The following is a 21,258-nucleotide window of genomic DNA, read 5'->3' as shown; positions in this document are numbered from 1 at the left end:
AGCCAAGGAAGCCTGCCATGTATCACCGGTCTGTCGCCGTCTATGATCGTTTCCTGAACAACCTGTCTCAGCTTGTGGCCAAGGCAGAGTCGCATTGCGCGGCGCGCGCGATCCCGCCCGAGGCGATGCTGACCTTTCGCCTGTTTCCCGACATGTTTCCGTTCATCCGGCAGGTGCAATTGTCCTGCGATTTTGCGGCGCGTGCTGCGGCGCGGCTGGCGGGCGAAGAGCCAAAGCCCTTTCCCGATACCGAAACCAGTTTTGCCGAGCTGCAAGACCGCATCAAGGCCGCGCGCGGTTACATGGCGGGCTTTGACAAGGCCCGCTATGACGGGGCCGAAAGCCGGCAGATCACAATCAAGATCCGTGGGCAGGATGTCACCATGACGGGCGAGGATTTCCTGAACCTCTATTCCCTGCCGCAGTTCTATTTCCACATTGCCACGGCCTATAATATCCTGCGTCACAATGGGGTGCCCTTGGGCAAGGGCGATTACATGGGCGGCTAGGCCGGGCTTTTGCCGTGGGTCTGGGCGTCGGCGGTGATAGGGCGCACCTCATCTGCCCCGGCCACCCGGCCCGCCAGCAGCGCCACGATCACCAGCAACCCCGACAGGGCGGCATAGGTGATCCGGAACCCCACATGCTCGGCCACAAAGCCGATGCTGGCCGGGGCCACCAGAATCCCGGCATAGCCCACCATCGTCACCGCCGAAATGGCCGTGCCCGATGCCATGCCGGGGTAATTGCCCGCGGCTGAAAACATGATCGGCACCATATTGGCCACGCCCAGCCCGGCCAGGGCAAAGCAGACCACGGCGGTCAGATCATCTGGCGCCACGGCCGCACCGCACAAGCCCGCCGCCGCCACCAGGCCCGAAACACGCAGCGTGCGCACCGCGCCAAAGCGATTGCGCAACCCATCGCCCGCAAACCGCATGATCGCCATGGCCCCGGCAAAAAACGCAAAGGCAAGGCCCGATCGAAACACATCAGACCCCAGCTCTTTTTGCAGATACAGCGCCGCCCAATCCAGCACGGCGCCTTCGGGCACCATTGACAGCAGCGCCATCAGACCCAACAGCCACAATCCCGGCGCGCGTGGCAGCAGCCCCATGCGTGGCAGATCGGTTTGCGCAGCACTGCGCTCGGGCGGCTCGCCACGCAGAAACGGCATCGCGGCCAGCACGATCACAGCCGACACCAGCGCCACCAGCACCGCCTGCGGTGCCGCGCCCCAATGCGCAATGACCCAAGCCCCCGATGCACCCCCGACAAAGCCCCCAAGGCTCCAGAACCCATGCGATGATGACATGATGGCCCGGCCCAGACGGCGCTCGACCTCAACCGCATTGGCATTCATCGCCACATCCATACAGCCGATCAGCGCGCCCAGCAGCGCCATGGCCGGGGCCAGCACCGTCAGCGATGGCGCAAAGACAACCATCGGCAGCGCGGCCGAGGCCGACAAGGCAAAGGCCCGCAGCATGGCCACGGCCCCAAAGCGCGCAATCAACCGTCCGGCAAACAGCATCGCGCCAACTGCGCCCAGCCCTAGAACAAGAATCAACAGCCCCAGCATCGCCTCGGTGATCTGATGGCGCGGCAGCAGCAGCGGAATCTGCGGGGCCCAGGCCCCCATGACAAACCCGTTGGCCCCAAACATGGCGGCAACAGCCCAACGTCCGCGACGTGCCTCGATCTGGTTCATCTGCCCCCGCCTCACTGCGCCCAAGCCATACGGGCCCAAGCCATACGGGCCCAGCCTTATCCCGCTTGGCCCGCAGGCAGAAGCCCCCCGAAGGCGGCCCCGTTTCACGGATTGTAACGCAGGTGAAAAAAATAGCGGCGTCGGGGGGAGGACCCGACGCCGCCTGTGTTCCGACCCCAGGGAGGAGGAGGGGGCCGAAAGGGAAAGTTGATCTTACTTGCCGTAAGCCGCTTCACGCGCCACGTCGCGGATCTGCACGCGCGACAGGTTGATGTCAGCCAGATCGCGGTCGGTCATCGACGACAGCTCTTCCAGCGTCTTCAGATAGACAGCGCGACGCTCGCGGGCTTCGTTCCATTTGGCCAGAACGTCCCCGACCCATGCGGTCGCGGTCAGACCAGTAGCGCGGTGGGAGTTCACAAATGCCATGTCTCGATCCTCATCTTGTTCGTAGTGGTCTGGGCGGCCCATCCGCCCCTTCCTTGAAAACGGCGGCCCATCCGTCGTTTCCGTTGCCAACAACATGGGCTTGCTGCACTGCGGCGACAATCCCGGAAAAAGGGAAAGCCGCCATGCATTTCTCGCATGGCTTATGCCGAAAATTCACAGCTTGGTGAGGATTTGTTAGCCTTTTCGTCGCAATCCGCGCCATCGGGGCCCGCTGCGCCGCGCCTCTGCGCTGCGGCGTTAGCGTTAGCTGCGCCCCAGCAGCGCCAGCATTTCGGCCGCTGCCGCCTCGGGTGACAGGGTGCCCGCCAATACCTTGGCGCCAAGCGCGGTCATGCTGCCCTTGGCGGGTTCACGGTCCAGCACCGCCAGCAGCCCCTGGCGCACTTCCTCGCGGAACCAATGCTGGGCTTGGGTGGCGCGGCGGCTGTCCCAGTGGCCATTGGCCCGCCGCCAGTCGGCCAGCGCGCTCATCTCGGCCCAGGCCTCGGCCATCCCGGTTTCGGCCACGGCCGACACCATCATGGCCTTGGGAAAGCCTTCGGGATCTTGCGGGCGGTGGCGCAACAGACGCAAGGCCCCGGCATAATCGGCGCAGGTGCGGGTGGCTGCGGCCTTCAGATCGCCATCGGCCTTGTTGACCAGAATCATGTCGGCCATTTCCATGATGCCACGCTTGACACCCTGCAATTCATCGCCGCCCGCCGGGGCCAGCAGCAGCAAGAACAGGTCGCAGATCTCGGCCACCACGGTTTCCGACTGGCCCACGCCCACCGTTTCAACCAGCACCACGTCAAAGCCCGCCGCCTCGCACAGCGCCACGGCCTCCCGCGTGCGGCGCGCCACGCCCCCCATCTGGGCCTGACTGGGCGAGGGCCGGATAAAGGCCGCGGGTTCCCGGCTCAGCCGATCCATCCGCGTCTTGTCGCCCAGAATAGACCCGCCAGACCGGGCCGAGGACGGATCAACAGCCAGCACCGCCACCCGCAGGCCCCGCGCCAAAAGCTGCATGCCAAAGGCTTCGATAAAGGTGGATTTGCCCACCCCCGGCGTGCCCGACAGCCCGATGCGCAATGCCTGACGGCCATGGGCGCGGGCCAGTGCAACCAGTTCAATCGCCTTGGCCCGGTGATCGGCCCGCGCACTTTCAACCAGCGTGATCGACCGGGCCAGCGCCCGACGATCCCCGGCAATCACGGCGTTGGCAAGCTCTTGCGCATCCATGCGGCAAATTCCCCTGTCTGTCCGAAGGCTTGATATGGTGCCACGGTGCCTACATAGACGTAAGGGGCGGGCTGATGCCAGCCCGGCAAACCCCGATCGCCGCGCAAGGACCAGTGGTTATGATAGCAATTCGTCGCAGCCCCGCCCGTAACGCGGCCTTTGCCCTGTCTTTTGCGCTGGCGATGACCAGCGCCCCGGCCCTTGCCCAGACATCCGAGACGATGCGCTTTACCGCCTCGATCCTTGGTGTCACCGCAGGTCGCACCACTTTGGCCGTCAACCGCGATGGCGCGGCCTATGCCGTCACCGGCCAGACAGCCTCGGCGGGGTTGGGGGGCCTGTTTTCTTCGTTCAAGGTGACAAGCCGGGTGCGCGGCACCGAACGCAACGGCACGTTTCGCCCCGACCGCTACGAAGCCCAGGCCGAGGGCGAGCGGCGCGGGCGGGGGGCTGAAATCGTCTATCGCGCCGGCGTGCCCGAGGTGGTGAAGATGGAGGCCGAGGCCCGCCCCGGCGCCCCGGTTCTGGATCCGGCCAGTCAGGCGGGCAAGGTTGATCCGCTGACCATGACCTATGCCCTGCTGCGCGATACCGACCGCGACAGCGCCTGCACTTTGCAACTTGACGTGTTCGATGGCCACCGCGCCACGCGTGTGACATTGGGCCAACCCCGGCCCCAGGGCGACGGGCTGGTGTGTCAGGGCGTCTATCGCCGCGTCGATGGTTACCCGCCCGAAGATCTGGCCGAGCGGCGGGAATTTCCCTTTACCATCACCTATGCCGCGCTGCCCGATGGCCGCTTGCGTCCGGTCGAACTGGTGCTGGACAGCCTTTACGGCACCGCCCGGCTGACCCGCGACCAGTGACACTGCCCCGCCGCAGGGGCTTGATCGTGCGGCCCGCAGGCCCTAACCCCGGCCCATGACAAGCCCCGTGCCCAGCCCTTTGCCCATTGATGATGCGCTGCCCGACCTGCGCGCCGCCCTGGCCCGCGCGGGGCAAGCGGTGTTGCAGGCCCCGCCGGGTGCCGGCAAGACCACGCGCGTGCCACTGGCACTGTTGGGGCAGGTCACGGGCCGCATCCTGATGCTTGAGCCGCGCCGACTGGCCGCCCGCGCCGCCGCCGAGCGGATGGCCGAAACGCTGGGCGAGGCGGTGGGCCAGACCGTCGGCTATCGCATTCGCGGCGAGGCCAAGGTCAGCCGCCAGACCCGGATCGAGGTGGTGACCGAAGGCATCCTGACCCGGATGATCCAGTCTGACCCCGAACTGCCCGGCATCGGTCTGGTGATCTTTGACGAATTTCACGAACGCAGCCTGAATGCCGATCTGGGCCTTGCGCTCTGCCTTGAAATTCGTGGCGCCCTGCGGGACGACCTTCAGCTTTTGGTGATGTCGGCCACGCTGGATGCAGCCCCGGTGGCCGCGCTGATGGGCGATGCGCCCATGATCACCTCGCAGGGGCGCGCCTTTCCCGTTGAAACCCGCTGGCTGCCCCGTCCCCCCGATGCCTCGCTGCGGTTCGAAGCGGCGGTCGCCGCGCTGGTGCGCCAGGCGGTTCAGGAAACGTCGGGCGGCATCTTGGTGTTCCTGCCGGGCGAGGGCGAGATTCGCCGCGTTGAAAACCTGCTGCAAGGCCTGCTTGGCTGCACCCTGCGCCCCCTGTTTGGCGCGATGGATTTCGCCGCGCAGCGTCTGGCCCTTGCCCCCGCCGATCAGCGCAAGATCGTGCTGGCGACCTCTATCGCCGAAACCTCGCTGACCATTCCCGACATCCGGGTGGTGGTGGATGGCGGCCGGGCGCGGCGGGCGCGGTTTGATGCGCCTTCGGGCATGTCGCGGTTGGTGACCGAACGGGTCACGCGGGCCGAGGCGGAACAGCGCCGGGGCAGGGCGGGCCGGGTGGCCGAGGGGATTTGCTATCGGCTGTGGACACGCGGTGAAGAGGGCGGGATGCAGGCCTTCCCCCCTGCCGAGATCGAGGCCGCCGACCTGACGGGCCTTGCGCTGGAACTGGCGCTGTGGGGGGCGTCAGATCTGCCGTTCCTGACCCCGCCCCATCCCGGCGTTCTGGCCGAAGCGCGGGCCTTGCTGGCCGATCTGGGCGCGTTGGGGCCAGAGGGGGGCATCACCGCCCATGGCCGCGAACTGGCGGCCCTGCCGCTGCATCCGCGCCTTGGCCACATGCTGCTGATGGCAGGCCCGGCGGCCGCGCCCCTTGCCGCCCTGCTGGCCGAGCGTGACCCGCTGCGCGGCACCCCGCCCGATCTGGTCGCGCGGCTGAAGGCGATCGCCCGCCCTGGCGCCGATGCCCACCGCGCCACGATCGAACGGATCAGGTCCGAGGCCAGGCGGCTGGCCGCGCAGGTCAAGGCCCCGCGCCTGCCCGATCTGTCCCCGGCCCAGATGGCGGCGCTGGCCTATCCTGATCGCATCGGTTTGCGCCGGGCAGGGGATGCGCCGCGCTGGGTGCTGTCGGGCGGCAAGGGCGCGGCCATGGCGGCGGGCCTGCCACTGTCGGGGGCGCGGATGATTGTGGCCACCGATCTGGATGGCGATCTGCGCGAGGCGCAGGTGCGTCAGGCCGTGGCCATCAGCGAAGCCGAAGTTCGCGCCCTGTTTGCCGACCGCATCCACTGGGTTGACCTGTGCGAATGGTCGCGCCGCGACGGCAAGGTTCTGGCCCGGCGGCAGGAACGGCTGGGCGCGCTGGTGCTGGCCGACCGGCCTTGGCCCGATGCCCCGCCCGAGGCAGTGGCCCGCGCCGCGCTGGACGGTCTGCGCCAACTGGGCCTGCCCTGGGCCGCCCCCGCCCGCCGCCTGCGCGCCCGCATCCGGCTGGTGGCAACCGACGCCTGGCCCGATGTCAGTGACGAGGCCCTGCTGGCCCGCGCCGAAGACTGGCTGCTGCCGCATCTTGCAAACCGCAAGACCGACGCCGACCTGCGCGCGCTGGATCTGACCGAGGCCCTGCGCAACCTGCTGGACTGGGATCAGCAGCAGGTGCTGGATCGTCTGGCGCCCGCGCATTTCGAAACCCCGCTGGGCCGCCGGATTCCCATCGACTATGATGGCGATCACCCCGCCATCGAACTGCGCCTGCAAGAGATGTTCGGGGTCAAGACCCACCCGACCGTGGGCACGAACCGCCTGCCGCTGCGAATCACGCTATTGTCGCCCGCACAGCGCCCGGTGCAGGTGACGCTTGATCTGCCGCGCTTCTGGGCCAGCTCTTACGCCGATGTGCGCAAAGACATGCGCGGCCAATACCCGCGCCACCCTTGGCCCGAAGACCCGACCGAGGCCGACCCAACCCTGCGCGCCAAGCCGCGCGGCACCTGACCGGCGGCTTTTTTCGGCCAACCTTGGGTGAATCGCTTGACGGCCCGCCTGCATGCGCGTAAACGCAGCCATCGAATTCGGGGCCGCGCCTGGGGGTGGGGTCTCTTCCGTTTACATTTGCGCCTGACCCGGCGTTCACTTTGAAGGATCACGACGATGTCGCGCGTCTGCGAACTGACGGGCAAGGGCCCGATGTCCGGCAATACCATCAGCCATGCCAACAACAAAACCCGCCGCCGCTTTCTGCCGAACCTGAATGAGGTTACGCTGATGTCGGACGCGCTGGGCCAATCGTTCAAGCTGCGCATTTCGGCGGCGGCCCTGCGGTCGGTCGATCACCGTGGCGGGCTGGACGGCTATCTTGCCAAGGCCAAGGATGACGAACTGTCGTCCAACGCTCTGAAGATCAAGAAAGAGATTGCCAAGGCTCAGGCTGCCGCCTGATCTTTCCGCACATCGGATGCAAAGCCCCGTGGGAACCCCCCATCGGGGCTTTTTGCTTGCGCGCTTTCGCCCTCTTTCCCTTTGTCATGGCATAGCCTAAGTCTGTGGGCATGATGCGCAGATTGCTGATCCTGTTCCTGTCGGTGGCACTGGGGCTTGCCTCGGTGTCGATGGCTGTGGCGCGCACACAGGCGCGCACGGTGGGTCAGATCACCATCTGCTCGGGTTACGGCGTTGTCACCGTTGCGATCGATGCCTCGGGCAGCCCGGTTGGCACCCCGCTGGTGCCCGTCCATCTGTGCCCCGATTGCATGGCCGGGCTGACGCTTGGCCCCCTGCCGGTGCAGCCGCAGGTCAGCCGCCCGGCCACCCCGGCCCAGCCTGTCTGGCCCGTGGCGATTGTCGCCCCCAGCGGCCATGCCAGCCTTGCCCCGCGGGCGCGCGGCCCCCCCATTGTGATCTGATCCCCTTTTTCCATTCCGATCACTTACACAAGGACCAACGCCATGATCGCGTTTCGCACCCTGCTTGCGGCGGCTGCCGCCACCCTGACCCTTGCCCTGCCGCTGGCAGCCCAAACCGACAGCATCACGGTTGATGATGCCTATGCCCGCGCCGCTGGCATGGGCAAATCGGGCGCCGTGTTCTTCATGCTGCACAACATGACCGATGCCGACGACCGCCTGATCGACGCCCGCGCCGATGTGGCGAAAAAGGTAGAGCTGCACACCCACAAGGATATGGGCGATGGCGTCATGAAGATGATGCATGTGCCCGAAGGCTTTGCCGTGCCTGCCGGTGGCATGCATGCTTTGGCGCGTGGCGGCGACCATGTCATGCTGATGGGCCTGACCGCCGATCTTAAGAACGGCGACCAGTTCCCGCTGACGCTTGTCTTTGAAAAGGCGGGTGAAATCACGCTGGACGTGACCGTTGACAATGACCGTCAGGGAGAGCCTGGCGGCATGATGATGCAGCATGGCCACGGCACTGGTCACGGCATGGGCAACGGGATGGCCCCCAGCAACTGACGCCAGCACTTGAACGCTCTGGCCTGAAGCCGGGCAATTGCCTACAGAGATGGGGCGCGGATGCCATAGTCCGCGCCCCTTTTCGCATCCCACCATGCGGCCCCGGCACAGGGGCCGGGCGTTGGCGGCCTAGGCCCCGCTGTCTGGCGGTTCACCCAACAGGCCCGCCACCCAGTCCGGCACCACCTGCGCGGCGGGGCCGGTCAGCACCCGGTCAAACATCGCACCCGACGGCGCAAGGTTGATCTCCAGCGTCTCGGCCCCGGCCTGCGCGGCCTCGGCCACAAAACCCGCGGCCGGATAGACCGTGCCCGACGTGCCGATGGCCACGAACAGATCGGCTTCGGCAAGGGCGCGATAGATCTCCTCCATCCGATAGGGCATTTCCCCAAACCACACGACATCGGGCCGTGTCTGCGCCGCGCCGCAGGCAGGGCAGGGGTCTTGCGGGGCCATCCGGGCAGGGGCGGGCCAGCGGTGCCCGCAGCCATGGCACAGCGCCCGCATCAGGCTGCCATGCATCTGTATCACCCCGGCGGTGCCCGCGCGTGTGTGCAGATCATCCACATTCTGCGTGATCAATACCACCCGCCCGGCATAGCCGCGCTGCAACTGCGTCAGTGCCAGATGGGCGGCATTGGGGCGGGCCGCTGCGGCCGCCGCGCGTCGTGCGTTATAAAATTCATGCACCAGCGCCGGATTGCGGGCAAAGCCTTCGGGCGTGGCAAGATCGGCAAGGTCGTGGCGCATCCAGACGCCATCCTTGTCGCGAAAGGTGCCAAGGCCGCTTTCCGCAGAAATGCCGGCCCCGGTCAAGATCACAATCGTGGTCATCCGCGCCCCCACCCACCTGAGCCGTCGCCAGTTGCTGCGCGAAGGTGCCAGATTACGGCAAACAGATCACCGACGCGTCACACCCATGCCGCCGGGGCGCAGGGGATCAGCGGGCGCAATACGCCTCGGCCTGCGCGCCAAAGGCCTGATAGCGTTCCCAGAACGCATCATCCGACGCGGTTTTCGACATCTTCACCTTTTGTGCCTGATCGGGGTCGCGGAAGAACCGCGCCACCTTGCGCTGGTCAGATCCGCGCAGCGTCATGTCGGCCACCTGCTGAATGCAGCCACACAGGGCGCGGCTGGCTTGCTTGCGATCAGACCGCAGGCAGGCGCTTTCGACAGGGCCTGCAAAAGACGGGGCAGCCACGGCCATGAAAAGGGCGGCCGAAACGGCCAAGCTCAGGGATTTCTTCATCATCTGCCTCATTGCCGGGGGCAGGGTTTCCCTCTGCCGCTGGTCGTTTTTCTGTCACACATTGTGCCGATTCGAGAGACAATTATCAATCAATACCGCCATTCCGGCAAGAATTTGCCAATCCTGTCCACAGCTTGTGGGCCGGTCAGCCCACCCCAACAACATGCGCCCCCGTGCCCAACACAGCGCAGCGTTGCACCTTGTGTCATGCCCCCTTTCCGGCCTGTGTTTTCCGGGCTATATGCGCCCCATGACCCAGCTTGATCGCATCCGCAACTTCGCCATCGTGGCCCATATCGACCACGGAAAATCCACCCTCGCTGATCGTCTGATCCAGATGACAGGCACGGTGGCCGAACGCGATATGAAGGCACAGCTTCTCGACTCGATGGATATCGAGCGTGAGCGTGGCATCACGATCAAGGCCAACACGGTGCGGATCGAATATCCGGCCAAGGATGGGCACAAATACATCCTGAACCTGATCGACACCCCCGGTCACGTCGATTTCGCCTACGAAGTCTCCCGCTCGATGCGCGCCGTGGAAGGCTCGCTTCTGGTGGTCGATGCCTCGCAGGGCGTCGAGGCGCAGACGCTGGCCAATGTCTATCAGGCGATTGATGCGGGCCATGAAATCGTGCCGGTCCTGAACAAGATCGACCTGCCCGCCGCCGACCCCGAGCGCGTCAAGGAAAACATCGAAGACGTGATCGGCATCGACGCCAGTCAGGCCATCGCCATTTCCGCCAAAAGCGGCCTTGGCATCCCCGATGTGCTTGAGGCCATCGTTACCCGTCTGCCCCCGCCCAAGGGCGACCGCGATGCCCCGCTCAAGGCGATGCTGGTGGACAGCTGGTATGACCCCTATCTTGGCGTTGTCGTCATGATCCGCGTCATCGACGGTATCATCCGCAAGGGCGACCGCATCAAGATGATGCAGACCGGCGCGGTTTACGGCGTTGACAAGCTGGCCGTGCTGAAACCCCAGATGGTCGATATTGCCGAGCTTGGGCCCGGCGAAATCGGCATCTGGACAGGCTCGATCAAACAGGTGCGCGACACCCGCGTGGGCGATACGATCACCCATGAAAAGCGGGGCTGCGAAAAGCCGCTGGCCGGCTTCAAACCCGCGCAGCCGGTGGTGTTCTGTGGCCTGTTCCCGGTTGATGCCAATGATTTTGAGGCATTGCGCGACGCCATCGAAAAGCTGGCCCTGAACGACGCCAGCTTCAGCTATGAAATGGAAACCTCTGCCGCTCTTGGCTTTGGCTTCCGCATGGGCTTCTTGGGCCTGCTGCACCTCGAGGTCGTGCGTGACCGTCTGGAACGCGAATATGACCTTGATCTGATCACCACCGCGCCTTCGGTTGTGTTCAAGCTGTTCATGAAGGATGGCGAGGTGCGCGAATTGCACAACCCCGCCGACATGCCCGACCTGACCTTTGTCGATCACATCGAAGAACCGCGCATCAAGGCCACCATCATGGTGCCCGACGAATATCTGGGCGATGTGCTCAAGCTGTGCCAGGATCGGCGCGGCATTCAGCTGAACCTCACCTATGCTGGCGCGCGGGCCATGGTCGAATATGACCTGCCCTTGGCCGAGGTGGTGTTCGATTTCTACGACCGTCTGAAATCGGTGACCAAGGGCTATGCGTCCTTTGACTATCAGCTGTCGGAATATCGCGAAGACAATATGGTCAAGATGTCGATCCTTGTGAACGACGAACCGGTCGATGCCTTGTCGATCATGGTGCACCGTGACCGCGCGGAATCGCGTGGCCGCGCCATGGTGGAAAAGCTGAAAGACCTGATCCCCCGCCACATGTTCAAGATCCCGATTCAGGCGGCCATTGGCGGCCGGGTGATCGCGCGCGAAACACTGTCTGCGATGCGCAAGGACGTGACCGCCAAGTGCTATGGCGGCGACGCCACGCGCAAACGCAAGCTGCTGGAAAAGCAAAAGGCGGGTAAAAAGAAGATGCGCCAGTTCGGCAAGGTCGAGATCCCGCAAGAGGCGTTCATCAGCGCGCTTAAGATGGACAGCTGACCTTAGGTCGGGCTTCAGCCCGACCCGTCCTGCCAGCCCGGTTTTCATCCCGGCGCGGCCCGACGTGCCGCTGGGGGCTGTGATACGCCTGTGACCACAGATGTATCACGGAAAAACCACGCCAATCCCACGGCTGAACCACGCCGCCGTTTCCGGCCTGTTCGTGCAGGTCGAATCAGTCTATGCTGCGCTGCGGCATAGGGGGATGGAATGGGCAAGGTCATTACGGTTGCACAGCAAAAGGGCGGGTCCGGCAAGACCACTCTGGCGATCAACCTTGCGGTGGAATTTGCGAGGCAGGGCATGAAGATAGCCCTTCTTGACACCGATCCGCAGGGCAGCCTTGGCCGTTGGTTCATGACCCGGCGCGAGGCCTTGGGCGACCCCGGCCTTGACCTTTCCACCGCAAGCGCCTGGGGCGTCAGTTATGAATGTGAAAAGCTACGCAAAACCAATGACTTGGTGATCGTGGATACGCCGCCCAAAGTTGACGCAGACCTGCGCCCCGCCCTGCGCGAGGCCGATCTGGTGCTGATCCCGGTTGCCACATCGCAAGTTGATCTTTGGGCCACCGATGGCGTGCTTGATCTTGTGGCGCGCGAAAATCGCAGGCCATATGTTGTGTTGAACCGCGTCAAACCCAACACCAATCTGGCCCGAGAGATCGCCGAAGCCGCCGAAAAACTCTCGGCCGTGGCGAAAACAACCCTTGGCCAACGTGTCGCCTATGCCGAGACTTTGGGCAAAGGTCTGGCCGTGGTCGAGGCCGGAAAATCGGCCGCCAGCGCCGAAGTGCAGGCCCTTGCCGCCGAGGTGGCCTTGCTGCTTCAAGACGGCTGATCCGGCCCTTTCCAGATCAGCCAGTAAAAGGCATAAGCCCCTGCTGCGAAAAAGATAAATCCCCATCCGGGGTTGCCCAGCCAAAGTTCGACCCCGCCCCAGAACAGCGGAAACAGCACCGTTGTCCACCGCACCCAAGGTTTGCGAAACATCGGGTGGTTCTGATCCAGCAATTTCATAAACGGCCCATCTGTGGCATGATCGCCATCGGAGGTAGCCGAGATGTTGCAAATTTCCAATCCGTTTCAGGGGCAAACCGTCATCACGACTTTTGAGATGACCCCCGCCACAGCCGAAGATCTGATCGAGGCCCTGCAATCCGCCTTTACCGAAGTTGTGTGCCATCAGCCCGGTTTCATTGCGGCGGCGCTGCATATTAACGATGCAAGAACCCGGATCTGCAATTATTCGCAATGGAAGGACCGCGCAGCCTATCAGGCCATGCTGCGCAGCCCCGAAATGCGTGAGAGGAACCGGGTTATCAATGGCTTGTGCAAGGGATTTGAGCCTGTCATGTATGAAGTGTCAGGCGTGCTTTAACCTGAAGCCGATCGATTTTTTGATGGATGTTTGAATGCGCACGTCCCTTTTGCTTTGGGCGCTTTCGATTTGTGGTCTGCTGGCAACGGCGCTGATTCCGGCCTATGGCGATTATATCATCATCGCCACGGCACTTGTTCTGGCCAGCCTGTATTTGGTGCTGCGCGATGCGTTGCAGGCGCGCAAGGCCCGCAAAACCGCTGCACGGCGCCATGTGGTGATTGATGGGTCAAACGTCATGCATTGGCAGGATGACGTGCCCAAGATCGAAACCGTGCGCCTGGTGGTGGATGAACTGATCGTCCGCGGTTTTCAGCCCGGTGTCATTTTCGACGCCAATGCTGGCTACAAGATCACCGACCGCTATCTGGATGATCGCCATTTCGCGCGTTTGTTGGATTTGCCCGGCGATCAGGTGCTGGTCGTGCCAAAGGGCAACCCGGCCGATCCGATCATTCTTGCCGCGGCCCGTGAAAACAACGCAAAGATCGTCACGAATGACCGTTTTCGCGATTGGTCCCTCGACTTCCCCGAGGTGCGTGCGCCCGGCCATCTAGTGCGGGGCGGCTTTCGTCAGGGCGCGCTCTGGCTGGATGAGGCCGCTTTGACCGGCCCCACCGCCATCGCCGCGCATTAGCGCCGCCGCTTGTTGCCGCCGCGCTGCCCGGCCCGCCCGGCAGTGGATCGGCCGGACATTTTCTGTGCATCTTCAACGGCTTCCTCGATCACCGATTGCCGCGCCAGCGGGTCATCGGCCACCGTCAACTCTACCGCTTCCAGCCGCTTGACCTCATCGCGCAGGCGCGCGGCTTCCTCAAATTCCAGATTCTCGGCGGCTTTGCGCATTTGCAGGCGCAGGGCATCCAGATGCGCGGCAAGGTTCTGGCCGACATTGGCCTTTTCCACCTTGGCGGTCACACGGCTCATGTCGGTGTCGCCCTGCCACAGGCCCGCCAGCACATCCTCGACGTTCTTTTTCACCGTCTGCGGCGTGATGCCGTGTTCTTCGTTATAGGCGATCTGCTTGGCGCGGCGGCGGTTGGTTTCGGCCAACGCACGTTCCATGCTGCCGGTGATCCGGTCGGCATACATGATGACCCGGCCTTCGGCATTGCGCGCGGCCCGACCGATGGTCTGGATCAGACTGGTTTCTGATCGCAGGAAGCCTTCTTTGTCGGCATCCAGAATCGCCACCAGACCGCATTCGGGAATGTCCAAACCTTCGCGCAGCAGGTTGATGCCAACCAGCACGTCAAACGCCCCCAGCCGCAAATCCCGAAGGATTTCAATGCGTTCGATCGTGTCGATGTCGGAATGCATATAGCGGATGCGGATGCCCTGCTCGTGGAAATACTCGGTCAGATCCTCGGCCATCCGCTTGGTCAGCGTGGTGACCAGAATGCGCAACCCCTGTGCCGCCACGCGCCGGATTTCGTCCAGCAGATCATCCACCTGCATCTCGACCGGGCGGATTTCGACCACCGGGTCCAACAGCCCGGTCGGGCGGATCACCTGTTCCGCAAAGACGCCGCCCGCTTGCTCCATTTCCCATGCGGCGGGGGTGGCGGAAACGAACACCGATTGCGGGCGCATCGCATCCCATTCTTCAAACTTCAGTGGGCGGTTGTCCATGCAACTAGGCAGGCGGAACCCATGCTCGGCCAGCGTCATCTTGCGCCGGAAGTCGCCCTTGTACATGCCGCCGATCTGGGGCACTGAAACGTGGGATTCGTCTGCAAAAACAATGGCATTGTCGGGGATGAATTCAAACAGGGTGGGGGGCGGCTCGCCGGGGGCACGCCCCGTCAGATAGCGCGAATAGTTCTCGATCCCGTTGCAGACGCCCGTGGCCTCCAACATCTCCAGATCGAAATTGGTCCGCTGTTCCAACCGCTGCGCCTCCAGCAGCTTGCCCTCGGCCACCAACTGATCCAACCGCTGGCGCAACTCTTTCTTGATGCCGTTGATCGCCTGCTGCATCGTGGGGCGCGGGGTCACATAGTGGCTGTTGGCATAGATGCGGATCTGCTTGAACGTGTCGGTCTTGGCCCCGGTCAAGGGATCAAATTCCAGAATGGATTCAAGCTCTTCGCCAAAGAACGAAAAGCGCCATGCGCGATCTTCCAGGTGGGCGGGCCACAGTTCGACCACATCGCCGCGCACCCGGAACGACCCGCGCTGAAAACCCTGTTCATTGCGCCGATACTGCTGGCCCACGAATTCGGCAATCACCTTGCGCATGTCATAGCTTTGGCCGACGACCAGATCCTGTGTCATGGCCGAATAGGTTTCGACCGAGCCGATGCCATAGATGCAACTGACCGAGGCGACGATGATCACATCGTCACGTTCCAGCAGCGCCCGTGTGGCCGAGTGGCGCATCCGGTCGATCTGTTCGTTGATCTGGCTTTCCTTCTCGATATAGGTATCTGACCGCGCCACATAGGCTTCGGGTTGATAGTAGTCATAGTAGGAAACGAAATATTCCACCGCGTTATCGGGGAAAAAGCCTTTGAATTCGCCATATAATTGCGCGGCCAATGTCTTGTTGGGCGCCAGAATGATGGCCGGCCGTTGGGTTTCTTCGATCACCTTGGCCATGGTAAAGGTCTTGCCGGTGCCCGTGGCCCCCAGCAGCACCTGATCATGCTCTCCTGCCAGTACCCCTGCGGCCAATTCCGCGATGGCGCGCGGTTGGTCGCCTGCCGGTTGGAACGGCGTCTGCATGACAAACCGCCTGCCGCCCTCTAACTTGGGCTTGGACAGGACGTCCGGGCGTTCGGTCAGGGCGTTGGTATTGTTGTGCGGCATTGGACGATTCCCTTGCAAGGGCGTAGATTTGATCCGTTTTTGTTCTGTTTCAAGCGCCAATACCGGAAACCGGGGCGGTGCGGCGCCTTGGTGCTTGAACCATCCCCCCCTTTTCGCCCATATAGGCACAGCTTTGTCGGAGAACACCATGCGCGCCCGTATCTATCAGCCCGCCAAGACAGCGATGCAGTCTGGCACCGCCAAGACCAAGACTTGGGTTCTGGAATTTGCCCCGGCCTCGTCGCGTGAGGTTGATCCGCTGATGGGGTGGACATCGTCGGATGATACCCAGGCCCAGGTGAAACTGCGCTTTGACAGCGCCGAGGCCGCCGAGGCCTATGCCAAGGCCAAGGGCATCGACTATGATCTGGTTCAACCCAAGGCGCGCAAGGCGATCATCCGTCAGCGCGGCTATGGCGAGAATTTCGCCACAGATCGCAAGGGCGCCTGGACGCACTGACGCTGTAAATCCGGATAAAGATACCACGGAATCCGGGTAAAGATTTCGCGAAGGGCCCTTTGGCAGGTGCTTACGGCAACTCATGTGTATTTTGCGACATCTGATCAAAGCTCAGCTTGCCGCACCGAAGAATGCAAAGGGTCGCCGCCGGGCGGCCTTGTTCTTTGTTCATGCACGCAAGATCTTGCCGCTCTAAATCCCGAAGAGTGCAGAAAGGCCCTGCGAACCGCCACAGGCGGTTAGGGGCGGAAAGCGGCCGTTCGCTGTGGGATCGACGGGCGGCCCCTTAGGGGTCACATCCGGACTACCATCTGTTAACGCTGGATTGTGGAAAGCGATCCTCCTTCGGCAAGCACGACAGTGTCCGCTCTCCTTGAGTCGGCGTACCACTCAAAACGCCGGCCAGCGCGACACAGGTTACACCATGTATCTGCCCTTGCTTGCGCAGCGCCTCCTTATCCCTGATATTCAGCCGATTAGGGGAGAAGCTTCCATGTCCTTCGCGGATCAACCTGTTGAGCAGTTACAGTATGATTTTGGCGGCACCTTTGCCGCAACATTCCCGAGTTCGATGGACTCCCGATGAACCGAGACGACCACCTCAACAATATTGCCAAGTTTGCCGCGCGCATGATCCATGAAATCAGGGCGCTTAACGCCATCGGGCGCTTCGACATCAATTCGGTTACTGAAGACTTCCTGATCCCTATTGTTAAACTAGTGTTCGATTGCCCGGATCTGCAAAACATGAACCGAGTCCAAGTCAACTTTCCGGCTGTAGACCTCGGCTGTACGACAACTAGGATTTCGTTTCAGGTGACCAGTGACGGGTCAAGCGGAAAGATATTGAAGACGGTCGAGAAGTTTCACGAGCACAGCTTGAGTAAGACTTTCGATCGCCTTTATGTGATTGCGCTGACTGGGAAGCAGGCCTCGTACACGGCAAAGTCGCTGGAACGAGCAATCGCGGCGCTCACGATTCAATTCAATCCTGCAGCGCACGTGATCGATTTGGACGATGTCCTAGTGCGGATGCGGCATCTTGAAACCGCCAAGCTCGAAGCTATCGATCATTATCTCGCGTCGGGCTGGGCGAAGCGCGACAGCCAAGTGAAGTTCCGCGAGCAGCTCGACAAATTTCTCGCCTTCTCAACAGAGAAGATCGAGGTTGAAAAGACGTCGCGCAAATATATCCCCACGATCTTCGTGGAAACGCACTCCACCAAAGAGCAGATGAGGCTGTTCGCCAACCCGTTGTTCTTCTATCGCAAGATACAGGATAAACTTCGAAATTTCGGCTATGATCACCTCAAACCCAGCCTTAGAATTGCCCGCGAGCCAGAGCTGGTTTCGGAGTTCGATGTCGGCTTGCTCAGCGCTGCGCCGGCAACCTTCGCCGAATTGGGCGTTTGGCTCGACCAGGTTGACCAAGCGATCGGCGTCGAGTTGGCAAAGGTTCGCCCACTGTCGTGGCGGCGCGAGACCGGCGAGGCTCGCTACGAACCTGTGAACCCAGAGTCGGCGGGATGGAAGATCGCGCAGTTCCGGCTCGAGAGTGCCGCCAGCGGGCTAACATCGCGATTGATCGATGCGCGCGCACTGATCAGCCTCATCCGCAACAAGATTTTCTTGATCACCAGTATGGCCGGACAGGGAAAGACCAATTTCGTGTGCGACTTGGTCGAGAACCAGTTTCGGCTTTTCGAAATTCCGTGCCTGTTCATCCCGGCGCGCCAACTTAATGGTTTCACGCCGGGCACCCGGCTGTTTGACTACATCAAACACAACCGATACGCGCCCGACGGCACCAAACTGCACGATTATCTGACGCTGTTCGAACAGGTGGCGCACGACGTCGAAAAGCCGTTCATAATTGTCATCGACGGCATCAACGAAGTTAACGACCTCATATCGTTCAACGAAGAACTCAAGGCATTTTGCAGCGCAGTTTCCCAATATGAATGGATCAAGCTTGTAATCACATGCCGAAGCGAATTCTTCGATGAGCGCTTTGCAACGATTCTGGACGAGCCATTTGCAGTGCACATCCACCGCGTGAACGACTTGCGTTCGGAAATGACCAAGCATAGCAAGTCACGACTCTTGAACGCTTACTTCGCGCATTTTCGCATCAGCGGTTCGTTGCGGGGGAGCGCGAAGGCGTTCCTTGCGAACGACTTATTGCTGCTGCGGATCTTCTGTGAACGCCATGAGGGCAGCGATGTCGGACACGTGACCGACATCTACAAGGGCGATCTGTTCGTCGACTATCTCCGCAAGAAGATCGACTCCTTCCCTCTAGAGCACAGGACGAGTGCCCTGCCTACCTTGTTCAAGATTGCGGCGTCGATGCTTGCAGCGGACGATTTTTCCAAGCTTTCGGTGCGCAATTTTACTGCCCAAGAGCAAGAGGTCGTCCGGCGCTTCGTCGAGGACGACGTAATCCTACGGCAGGAAGTCGATAGCGAGGGCCTCGCGGGAGTGGGCAATCTCGCCATCTCGTTCACCTATGACGAGCTGAGGGACTTTATCATCGCCTATCAGTTGGTCGATCTTGCCGATGCCCAGCAGGCCCGAGCATTGACCGAAGCGTTGGCCCACTTGCCCGGCAGCCCGGTTTATGAAGGCGTCTTCCGCTATTCCTATCTGCTCGCGCGCAGAGCGAACAAGGCCGCCGCGATCGCGGCTTGCGAGGCCGCAGCGAACTTTGCCGAGCATTTCAGTCTCAACGTCCACCTATTACCCCCCGCAGTGCAAACAAGCGAAGACGTTGCGCGCGTTAAAGCCATTCTATCGGACGCTAGCTCCGCTCGGCGGCGGCGGCGCGTCGCTCTGTTTCTGCTTCACCGGCACAACACAGCCGAGTCGCTAAACATCGCTTTGCTTATCGCCCACTTGAACGACCTCGAAGACAAGGGGCACGTCGCCTTCATTCAGGATATCTTCGGCGACCTTCGCGACTACGACCCGCTTGCGTGGCGGCGACGTGTCGATAAACTCGTGACCGATGTTGGGGGGGACGAAGGCAGCCGCGGCCTGATGCAACACACACCGGAATGGCTCGCGTTCTTCTTGCACGCCGCCACGCACGCCGGCTGGATGGAACGCGAACGCACCTCCGCCCTATTCCGTGAAGCAGGGGGCGCAGTCAATTCCGCCAAAGCATTGATGCTTGTTGGGCCGGCCAGAGCCACGGCAGTGCAACTGCTTCTAGCAGACATCGCAGCATCCGAGGTAGCGATGGTATGAATGATAGATTTCTAGTCCTGCCTGTGCGCCGGATTCCGCCGCTCGGCGAATTTCTCCATGCCTTGAAGATCAAGCCGACCGGGCTCGCCGCGCAGCTGTTCACAGGTGTCTACAACCAACTGTTCGTTTGGTCGGACGACTTGCGTGCGCAGTATGACCAATATTATTGCGTGGAGTATCCGACGCTCGCGGCCTATCTTGAACTAACGCGCGAAGTTTATCTGGACCCGGCCGAACTCGAAAAGACGCACATCCTTGCGGTTGAATCACTCGGAGGCGTGCTCGAGGAAGCCTATGACGACAATGTCTGGGACACAGTTGTCGCCTGCATTCGCAACCTGGAGGACGGCCATGAAGATTAAGATGGATTTCGTCTCGAACAGTTCGTCGACTTCGTTTGTCTATATCGCGCGGGACATGCTGTCGCGCGACGAATTCTTCTCGGCGGCCGGGGTCGGTCCCGACAGCCCTGTGGCACCACTCTTCGAGGCCATGTTCGCTGAGCTCAAGACCCAGATCGACCGCGGAACAGTCCTGACGCGAGTCGAGGATGTCGACACAACGGAGAACCGGCAACATTTTACGCCGGAGGTGCTCGATCGTATGAAGCAGGGCATCGTAAACGGCGATACGGTCACGATAGGCCGCTTTAGCAGCGAGAACAATCTGGCCGAGATGACGCTTTGCACTGAGATTTTCGAGATCGAGTCTGAAAGGTTCTTTATCAATGCCTATGACAACTATTGGTGAAGCGCGCTTGCGCGTCAATCGTTACAAAGATCTCGGCTATTCGACCTTCTTTAACGCGCGAACCGGTTTCTTTGCCCGCGTCCCCGATCCCGGTAAGCGCGAGCCATTCTGGTCGCCGCACGGCCCCGAGCTTATGGACATTTCAATTACCAACTGGTGCGACAAGGGTTGCGTGTTTTGCTACAAGAGCTCTACCCGGCATGGGTCGCACATGGCGCTCGCTGATTACAAGCGCGTGATCGACCAGGCGGCCGAGATGGGGACTTTCCAAGTCGCGCTGGGCGGCGGCAACCCCAACCAGCACCCCGATTTCGTCGAAATCCTTGACTACACTTGGGCGAAAGGGATCGTCCCAAACTACACTACCAACGGACGCGGACTGACCGACGAGGTATTGGCTGCGACCCGTCGCAATTGCGGCGCAGTGGCGGTCTCTGCTTACGCTCCTTATCACGAGACAGCTGAAACCATCGGCCTGCTGACTGATCACGATATCAAGACCAATGTGCATTTCATCATCGACAGCGACAGCGTTGACACGGCGATCGACTGGCTCCGCAATCCGCCCCAGTTCCTTAGCAAGATCAACGCGATCATCTTCCTTAACTACAAACCCTCGGGGCGAAAGGTCTTTGAGGAAAAGATGCTCCGTCATAGCGATCGCCTCGATGAGTTCTTCGGCCTAGCCACCGCAACTGATGCGAAGCTCAAGGTCGGGTTCGATGCATGTTGTGTAAGCGGGGTGTTCGCCAGAACGGATGCCAACAACGCGCTAGTGGATGCCTGCGATGCAGGACGGTTCTCTCTATACGTTTCCGAAGACATGAAAGTTTATCCCTGCTCGTTTCAGAGCGGCCTAGTCGAAGGCGACACGCTCGATGAAGACACTTCGCTTCTGGACATCTGGCACGGCTCGGAAAACGTTCGCTCATTTCGACGTTACTTTTCCTCCAACCGCTGCGGCGGCTGCTCGCACAGGCCAACCTGCATGAACGGTTGTCCGATATTCGATCAACTCGTTGTCTGCGGAAACCGCTAGGCGAAAAGCTGTCGCTCCTTGCTCAATGCAATGTCGATTGTCCATTCGGTCCAGTGCCAGGCCAAATG

At 61.9% G+C, this 21,258-nt stretch carries 23 protein-coding genes; 16 read left to right on the top strand and 7 right to left on the bottom strand.

Features of this window, described 5'->3' with window-relative positions:
• The first annotated feature begins 17 nt into the window (after positions 1-17).
• Positions 18-509: a DUF1993 domain-containing protein gene (locus V3C85_RS04135; RefSeq protein ID WP_331793808.1), complete on the top strand. Its 492-nt coding sequence runs from the start codon at positions 18-20 to the stop codon at positions 507-509.
• Here V3C85_RS04135 and V3C85_RS04130 read toward each other — a convergent pair.
• From V3C85_RS04130 to meaB, 3 genes are all read right to left on the bottom strand, one after another.
• Positions 506-1,711, bottom strand: coding sequence for an MFS transporter (locus V3C85_RS04130; RefSeq protein ID WP_331793807.1), 1,206 nt, complete (start codon positions 1,709-1,711; stop codon positions 506-508). The genes V3C85_RS04135 and V3C85_RS04130 overlap by 4 nt on opposite strands.
• 213 nt (positions 1,712-1,924) lie before the next feature.
• Positions 1,925-2,140 (bottom strand): DUF1127 domain-containing protein, encoded by a 216-nt coding sequence (locus V3C85_RS04125; protein WP_331793806.1) that lies wholly within the window; start codon positions 2,138-2,140, stop codon positions 1,925-1,927.
• Between the two features lie 264 nt (positions 2,141-2,404).
• The gene (meaB, locus tag V3C85_RS04120; RefSeq protein ID WP_331793805.1) at positions 2,405-3,382 is read right to left on the bottom strand and encodes a methylmalonyl Co-A mutase-associated GTPase MeaB; all 978 of its coding nucleotides are present in this window, start codon (positions 3,380-3,382) and stop codon (positions 2,405-2,407) included.
• Between the two features lie 119 nt (positions 3,383-3,501).
• Here meaB and V3C85_RS04115 point away from each other — a divergent pair, with 119 nt between their 5' ends.
• The 5 genes from V3C85_RS04115 (at position 3,502) to V3C85_RS04095 (ending at position 8,199) form a co-directional block, all read left to right on the top strand.
• On the top strand, positions 3,502-4,248 hold the full coding sequence (locus tag V3C85_RS04115) for a DUF3108 domain-containing protein (protein WP_331793804.1): 747 nt from the start codon (positions 3,502-3,504) through the stop codon (positions 4,246-4,248).
• 55 nt (positions 4,249-4,303) lie between these two features.
• Positions 4,304-6,724, top strand: coding sequence for an ATP-dependent helicase HrpB (hrpB, locus tag V3C85_RS04110; RefSeq protein ID WP_445941976.1), 2,421 nt, complete (start codon positions 4,304-4,306; stop codon positions 6,722-6,724).
• A gap of 156 nt (positions 6,725-6,880) precedes the next feature.
• Entirely contained in the window at positions 6,881-7,168 is a 288-nt protein-coding gene (rpmB, locus tag V3C85_RS04105; protein ID WP_331793803.1) for a 50S ribosomal protein L28, read from the top strand.
• Positions 7,169-7,278: 110 nt separating this feature from the next.
• A complete protein-coding gene (locus V3C85_RS04100; RefSeq protein ID WP_331793802.1) occupies positions 7,279-7,632 on the top strand; it encodes a hypothetical protein in 354 nt (117 codons plus the stop codon).
• Between the two features lie 42 nt (positions 7,633-7,674).
• Complete coding sequence (locus V3C85_RS04095) at positions 7,675-8,199, top strand: copper chaperone PCu(A)C (RefSeq protein ID WP_445941975.1); 525 nt, start codon at positions 7,675-7,677, stop codon at positions 8,197-8,199.
• Positions 8,200-8,328: 129 nt separating this feature from the next.
• Here the strand turns inward: V3C85_RS04095 and V3C85_RS04090 are convergent, their stop codons facing one another.
• Both V3C85_RS04090 and V3C85_RS04085 read right to left on the bottom strand, forming a co-directional pair.
• Complete coding sequence (locus V3C85_RS04090) at positions 8,329-9,033, bottom strand: NAD-dependent deacylase (RefSeq protein ID WP_331793801.1); 705 nt, start codon at positions 9,031-9,033, stop codon at positions 8,329-8,331.
• A 106-nt stretch (positions 9,034-9,139) separates the two neighbouring features.
• Positions 9,140-9,451: a hypothetical protein gene (locus V3C85_RS04085; protein WP_331793800.1), complete on the bottom strand. Its 312-nt coding sequence runs from the start codon at positions 9,449-9,451 to the stop codon at positions 9,140-9,142.
• Positions 9,452-9,701: 250 nt separating this feature from the next.
• On the opposite strand from V3C85_RS04085, the gene lepA reads away from it, so the two are divergent.
• Both lepA and parA read left to right on the top strand, forming a co-directional pair.
• Complete coding sequence (gene lepA, locus V3C85_RS04080; protein WP_331793799.1) at positions 9,702-11,501, top strand: translation elongation factor 4; 1,800 nt, start codon at positions 9,702-9,704, stop codon at positions 11,499-11,501.
• A 210-nt stretch (positions 11,502-11,711) separates the two neighbouring features.
• A complete protein-coding gene (gene parA, locus V3C85_RS04075) occupies positions 11,712-12,341 on the top strand; it encodes a ParA family partition ATPase (RefSeq protein WP_331793798.1) in 630 nt (209 codons plus the stop codon).
• On the opposite strand, the gene V3C85_RS04070 is transcribed toward parA, so the two are convergent.
• Positions 12,329-12,520, bottom strand: coding sequence for a hypothetical protein (locus tag V3C85_RS04070; protein ID WP_331793797.1), 192 nt, complete (start codon positions 12,518-12,520; stop codon positions 12,329-12,331). The two genes, parA and V3C85_RS04070, sit on opposite strands and share 13 nt — an antisense overlap.
• Before the next feature lie 43 nt (positions 12,521-12,563).
• On the opposite strand from V3C85_RS04070, the gene V3C85_RS04065 reads away from it, so the two are divergent.
• Together V3C85_RS04065 and V3C85_RS04060 are read left to right on the top strand one after the other, a co-directional pair.
• Positions 12,564-12,881 carry an antibiotic biosynthesis monooxygenase family protein gene (locus V3C85_RS04065; protein ID WP_331793796.1) on the top strand — a complete coding sequence of 106 codons (318 nt, stop codon included), beginning with the start codon at positions 12,564-12,566 and terminating at the stop codon, positions 12,879-12,881.
• A gap of 34 nt (positions 12,882-12,915) precedes the next feature.
• On the top strand, positions 12,916-13,518 hold the full coding sequence (locus V3C85_RS04060; RefSeq protein ID WP_331793795.1) for an NYN domain-containing protein: 603 nt from the start codon (positions 12,916-12,918) through the stop codon (positions 13,516-13,518).
• Here V3C85_RS04060 and uvrB read toward each other — a convergent pair.
• Complete coding sequence (gene uvrB / locus V3C85_RS04055) at positions 13,515-15,692, bottom strand: excinuclease ABC subunit UvrB (RefSeq protein ID WP_331793794.1); 2,178 nt, start codon at positions 15,690-15,692, stop codon at positions 13,515-13,517. The genes V3C85_RS04060 and uvrB overlap by 4 nt on opposite strands.
• Positions 15,693-15,840: 148 nt before the next feature.
• Between uvrB and V3C85_RS04050 the strand changes: the two genes are divergently transcribed.
• The 6 genes from V3C85_RS04050 (at position 15,841) to V3C85_RS04025 (ending at position 21,190) form a co-directional block, all read left to right on the top strand.
• Positions 15,841-16,152: an ETC complex I subunit gene (locus tag V3C85_RS04050; protein WP_331793793.1), complete on the top strand. Its 312-nt coding sequence runs from the start codon at positions 15,841-15,843 to the stop codon at positions 16,150-16,152.
• A gap of 373 nt (positions 16,153-16,525) precedes the next feature.
• Positions 16,526-16,738 carry a hypothetical protein gene (locus tag V3C85_RS04045; RefSeq protein WP_331793792.1) on the top strand — a complete coding sequence of 71 codons (213 nt, stop codon included), beginning with the start codon at positions 16,526-16,528 and terminating at the stop codon, positions 16,736-16,738.
• Positions 16,735-19,401 carry an SMEK domain-containing protein gene (locus V3C85_RS04040; RefSeq protein ID WP_331793791.1) on the top strand — a complete coding sequence of 889 codons (2,667 nt, stop codon included), beginning with the start codon at positions 16,735-16,737 and terminating at the stop codon, positions 19,399-19,401. The genes V3C85_RS04045 and V3C85_RS04040 overlap by 4 nt, the downstream gene beginning before the upstream one ends.
• A complete protein-coding gene (locus tag V3C85_RS04035) occupies positions 19,398-19,763 on the top strand; it encodes a hypothetical protein (protein ID WP_331793790.1) in 366 nt (121 codons plus the stop codon). Before V3C85_RS04040 ends, V3C85_RS04035 begins: the two co-directional genes overlap by 4 nt.
• On the top strand, positions 19,753-20,151 hold the full coding sequence (locus V3C85_RS04030) for a hypothetical protein (RefSeq protein WP_331793789.1): 399 nt from the start codon (positions 19,753-19,755) through the stop codon (positions 20,149-20,151). Before V3C85_RS04035 ends, V3C85_RS04030 begins: the two co-directional genes overlap by 11 nt.
• Complete coding sequence (locus tag V3C85_RS04025; protein WP_331793788.1) at positions 20,129-21,190, top strand: radical SAM/SPASM domain-containing protein; 1,062 nt, start codon at positions 20,129-20,131, stop codon at positions 21,188-21,190. Before V3C85_RS04030 ends, V3C85_RS04025 begins: the two co-directional genes overlap by 23 nt.
• Positions 21,191-21,258 lie beyond the last annotated feature (68 nt).

The organism is Pseudotabrizicola sp. L79 (genome assembly GCF_036553525.1).
Lineage (GTDB): Bacteria > Pseudomonadota > Alphaproteobacteria > Rhodobacterales > Rhodobacteraceae > Pseudotabrizicola.
Note: the sequence above shows the minus strand (reverse complement) of the source record. Positions and strands in the feature narration are given on the sequence as shown.

Coding starts and splice junctions, on each gene's coding strand:
- V3C85_RS04135 (WP_331793808.1), top strand. CDS start 18: ATGTATCACCGGTCTGTCGCCGTCTATGATCGTTTCCTGAACAACCTG.
- V3C85_RS04130 (WP_331793807.1), bottom strand. CDS start 1,711: ATGAACCAGATCGAGGCACGTCGCGGACGTTGGGCTGTTGCCGCCATG.
- V3C85_RS04125 (WP_331793806.1), bottom strand. CDS start 2,140: ATGGCATTTGTGAACTCCCACCGCGCTACTGGTCTGACCGCGACCGCA.
- meaB (WP_331793805.1), bottom strand. CDS start 3,382: ATGGATGCGCAAGAGCTTGCCAACGCCGTGATTGCCGGGGATCGTCGG.
- V3C85_RS04115 (WP_331793804.1), top strand. CDS start 3,502: ATGATAGCAATTCGTCGCAGCCCCGCCCGTAACGCGGCCTTTGCCCTG.
- hrpB (WP_445941976.1), top strand. CDS start 4,304: ATGACAAGCCCCGTGCCCAGCCCTTTGCCCATTGATGATGCGCTGCCC.
- rpmB (WP_331793803.1), top strand. CDS start 6,881: ATGTCGCGCGTCTGCGAACTGACGGGCAAGGGCCCGATGTCCGGCAAT.
- V3C85_RS04100 (WP_331793802.1), top strand. CDS start 7,279: ATGATGCGCAGATTGCTGATCCTGTTCCTGTCGGTGGCACTGGGGCTT.
- V3C85_RS04095 (WP_445941975.1), top strand. CDS start 7,675: ATGATCGCGTTTCGCACCCTGCTTGCGGCGGCTGCCGCCACCCTGACC.
- V3C85_RS04090 (WP_331793801.1), bottom strand. CDS start 9,033: ATGACCACGATTGTGATCTTGACCGGGGCCGGCATTTCTGCGGAAAGC.
- V3C85_RS04085 (WP_331793800.1), bottom strand. CDS start 9,451: ATGAAGAAATCCCTGAGCTTGGCCGTTTCGGCCGCCCTTTTCATGGCC.
- lepA (WP_331793799.1), top strand. CDS start 9,702: ATGACCCAGCTTGATCGCATCCGCAACTTCGCCATCGTGGCCCATATC.
- parA (WP_331793798.1), top strand. CDS start 11,712: ATGGGCAAGGTCATTACGGTTGCACAGCAAAAGGGCGGGTCCGGCAAG.
- V3C85_RS04070 (WP_331793797.1), bottom strand. CDS start 12,520: ATGAAATTGCTGGATCAGAACCACCCGATGTTTCGCAAACCTTGGGTG.
- V3C85_RS04065 (WP_331793796.1), top strand. CDS start 12,564: ATGTTGCAAATTTCCAATCCGTTTCAGGGGCAAACCGTCATCACGACT.
- V3C85_RS04060 (WP_331793795.1), top strand. CDS start 12,916: ATGCGCACGTCCCTTTTGCTTTGGGCGCTTTCGATTTGTGGTCTGCTG.
- uvrB (WP_331793794.1), bottom strand. CDS start 15,692: ATGCCGCACAACAATACCAACGCCCTGACCGAACGCCCGGACGTCCTG.
- V3C85_RS04050 (WP_331793793.1), top strand. CDS start 15,841: ATGCGCGCCCGTATCTATCAGCCCGCCAAGACAGCGATGCAGTCTGGC.
- V3C85_RS04040 (WP_331793791.1), top strand. CDS start 16,735: ATGAACCGAGACGACCACCTCAACAATATTGCCAAGTTTGCCGCGCGC.
- V3C85_RS04035 (WP_331793790.1), top strand. CDS start 19,398: ATGAATGATAGATTTCTAGTCCTGCCTGTGCGCCGGATTCCGCCGCTC.
- V3C85_RS04030 (WP_331793789.1), top strand. CDS start 19,753: ATGAAGATTAAGATGGATTTCGTCTCGAACAGTTCGTCGACTTCGTTT.
- V3C85_RS04025 (WP_331793788.1), top strand. CDS start 20,129: ATGCCTATGACAACTATTGGTGAAGCGCGCTTGCGCGTCAATCGTTAC.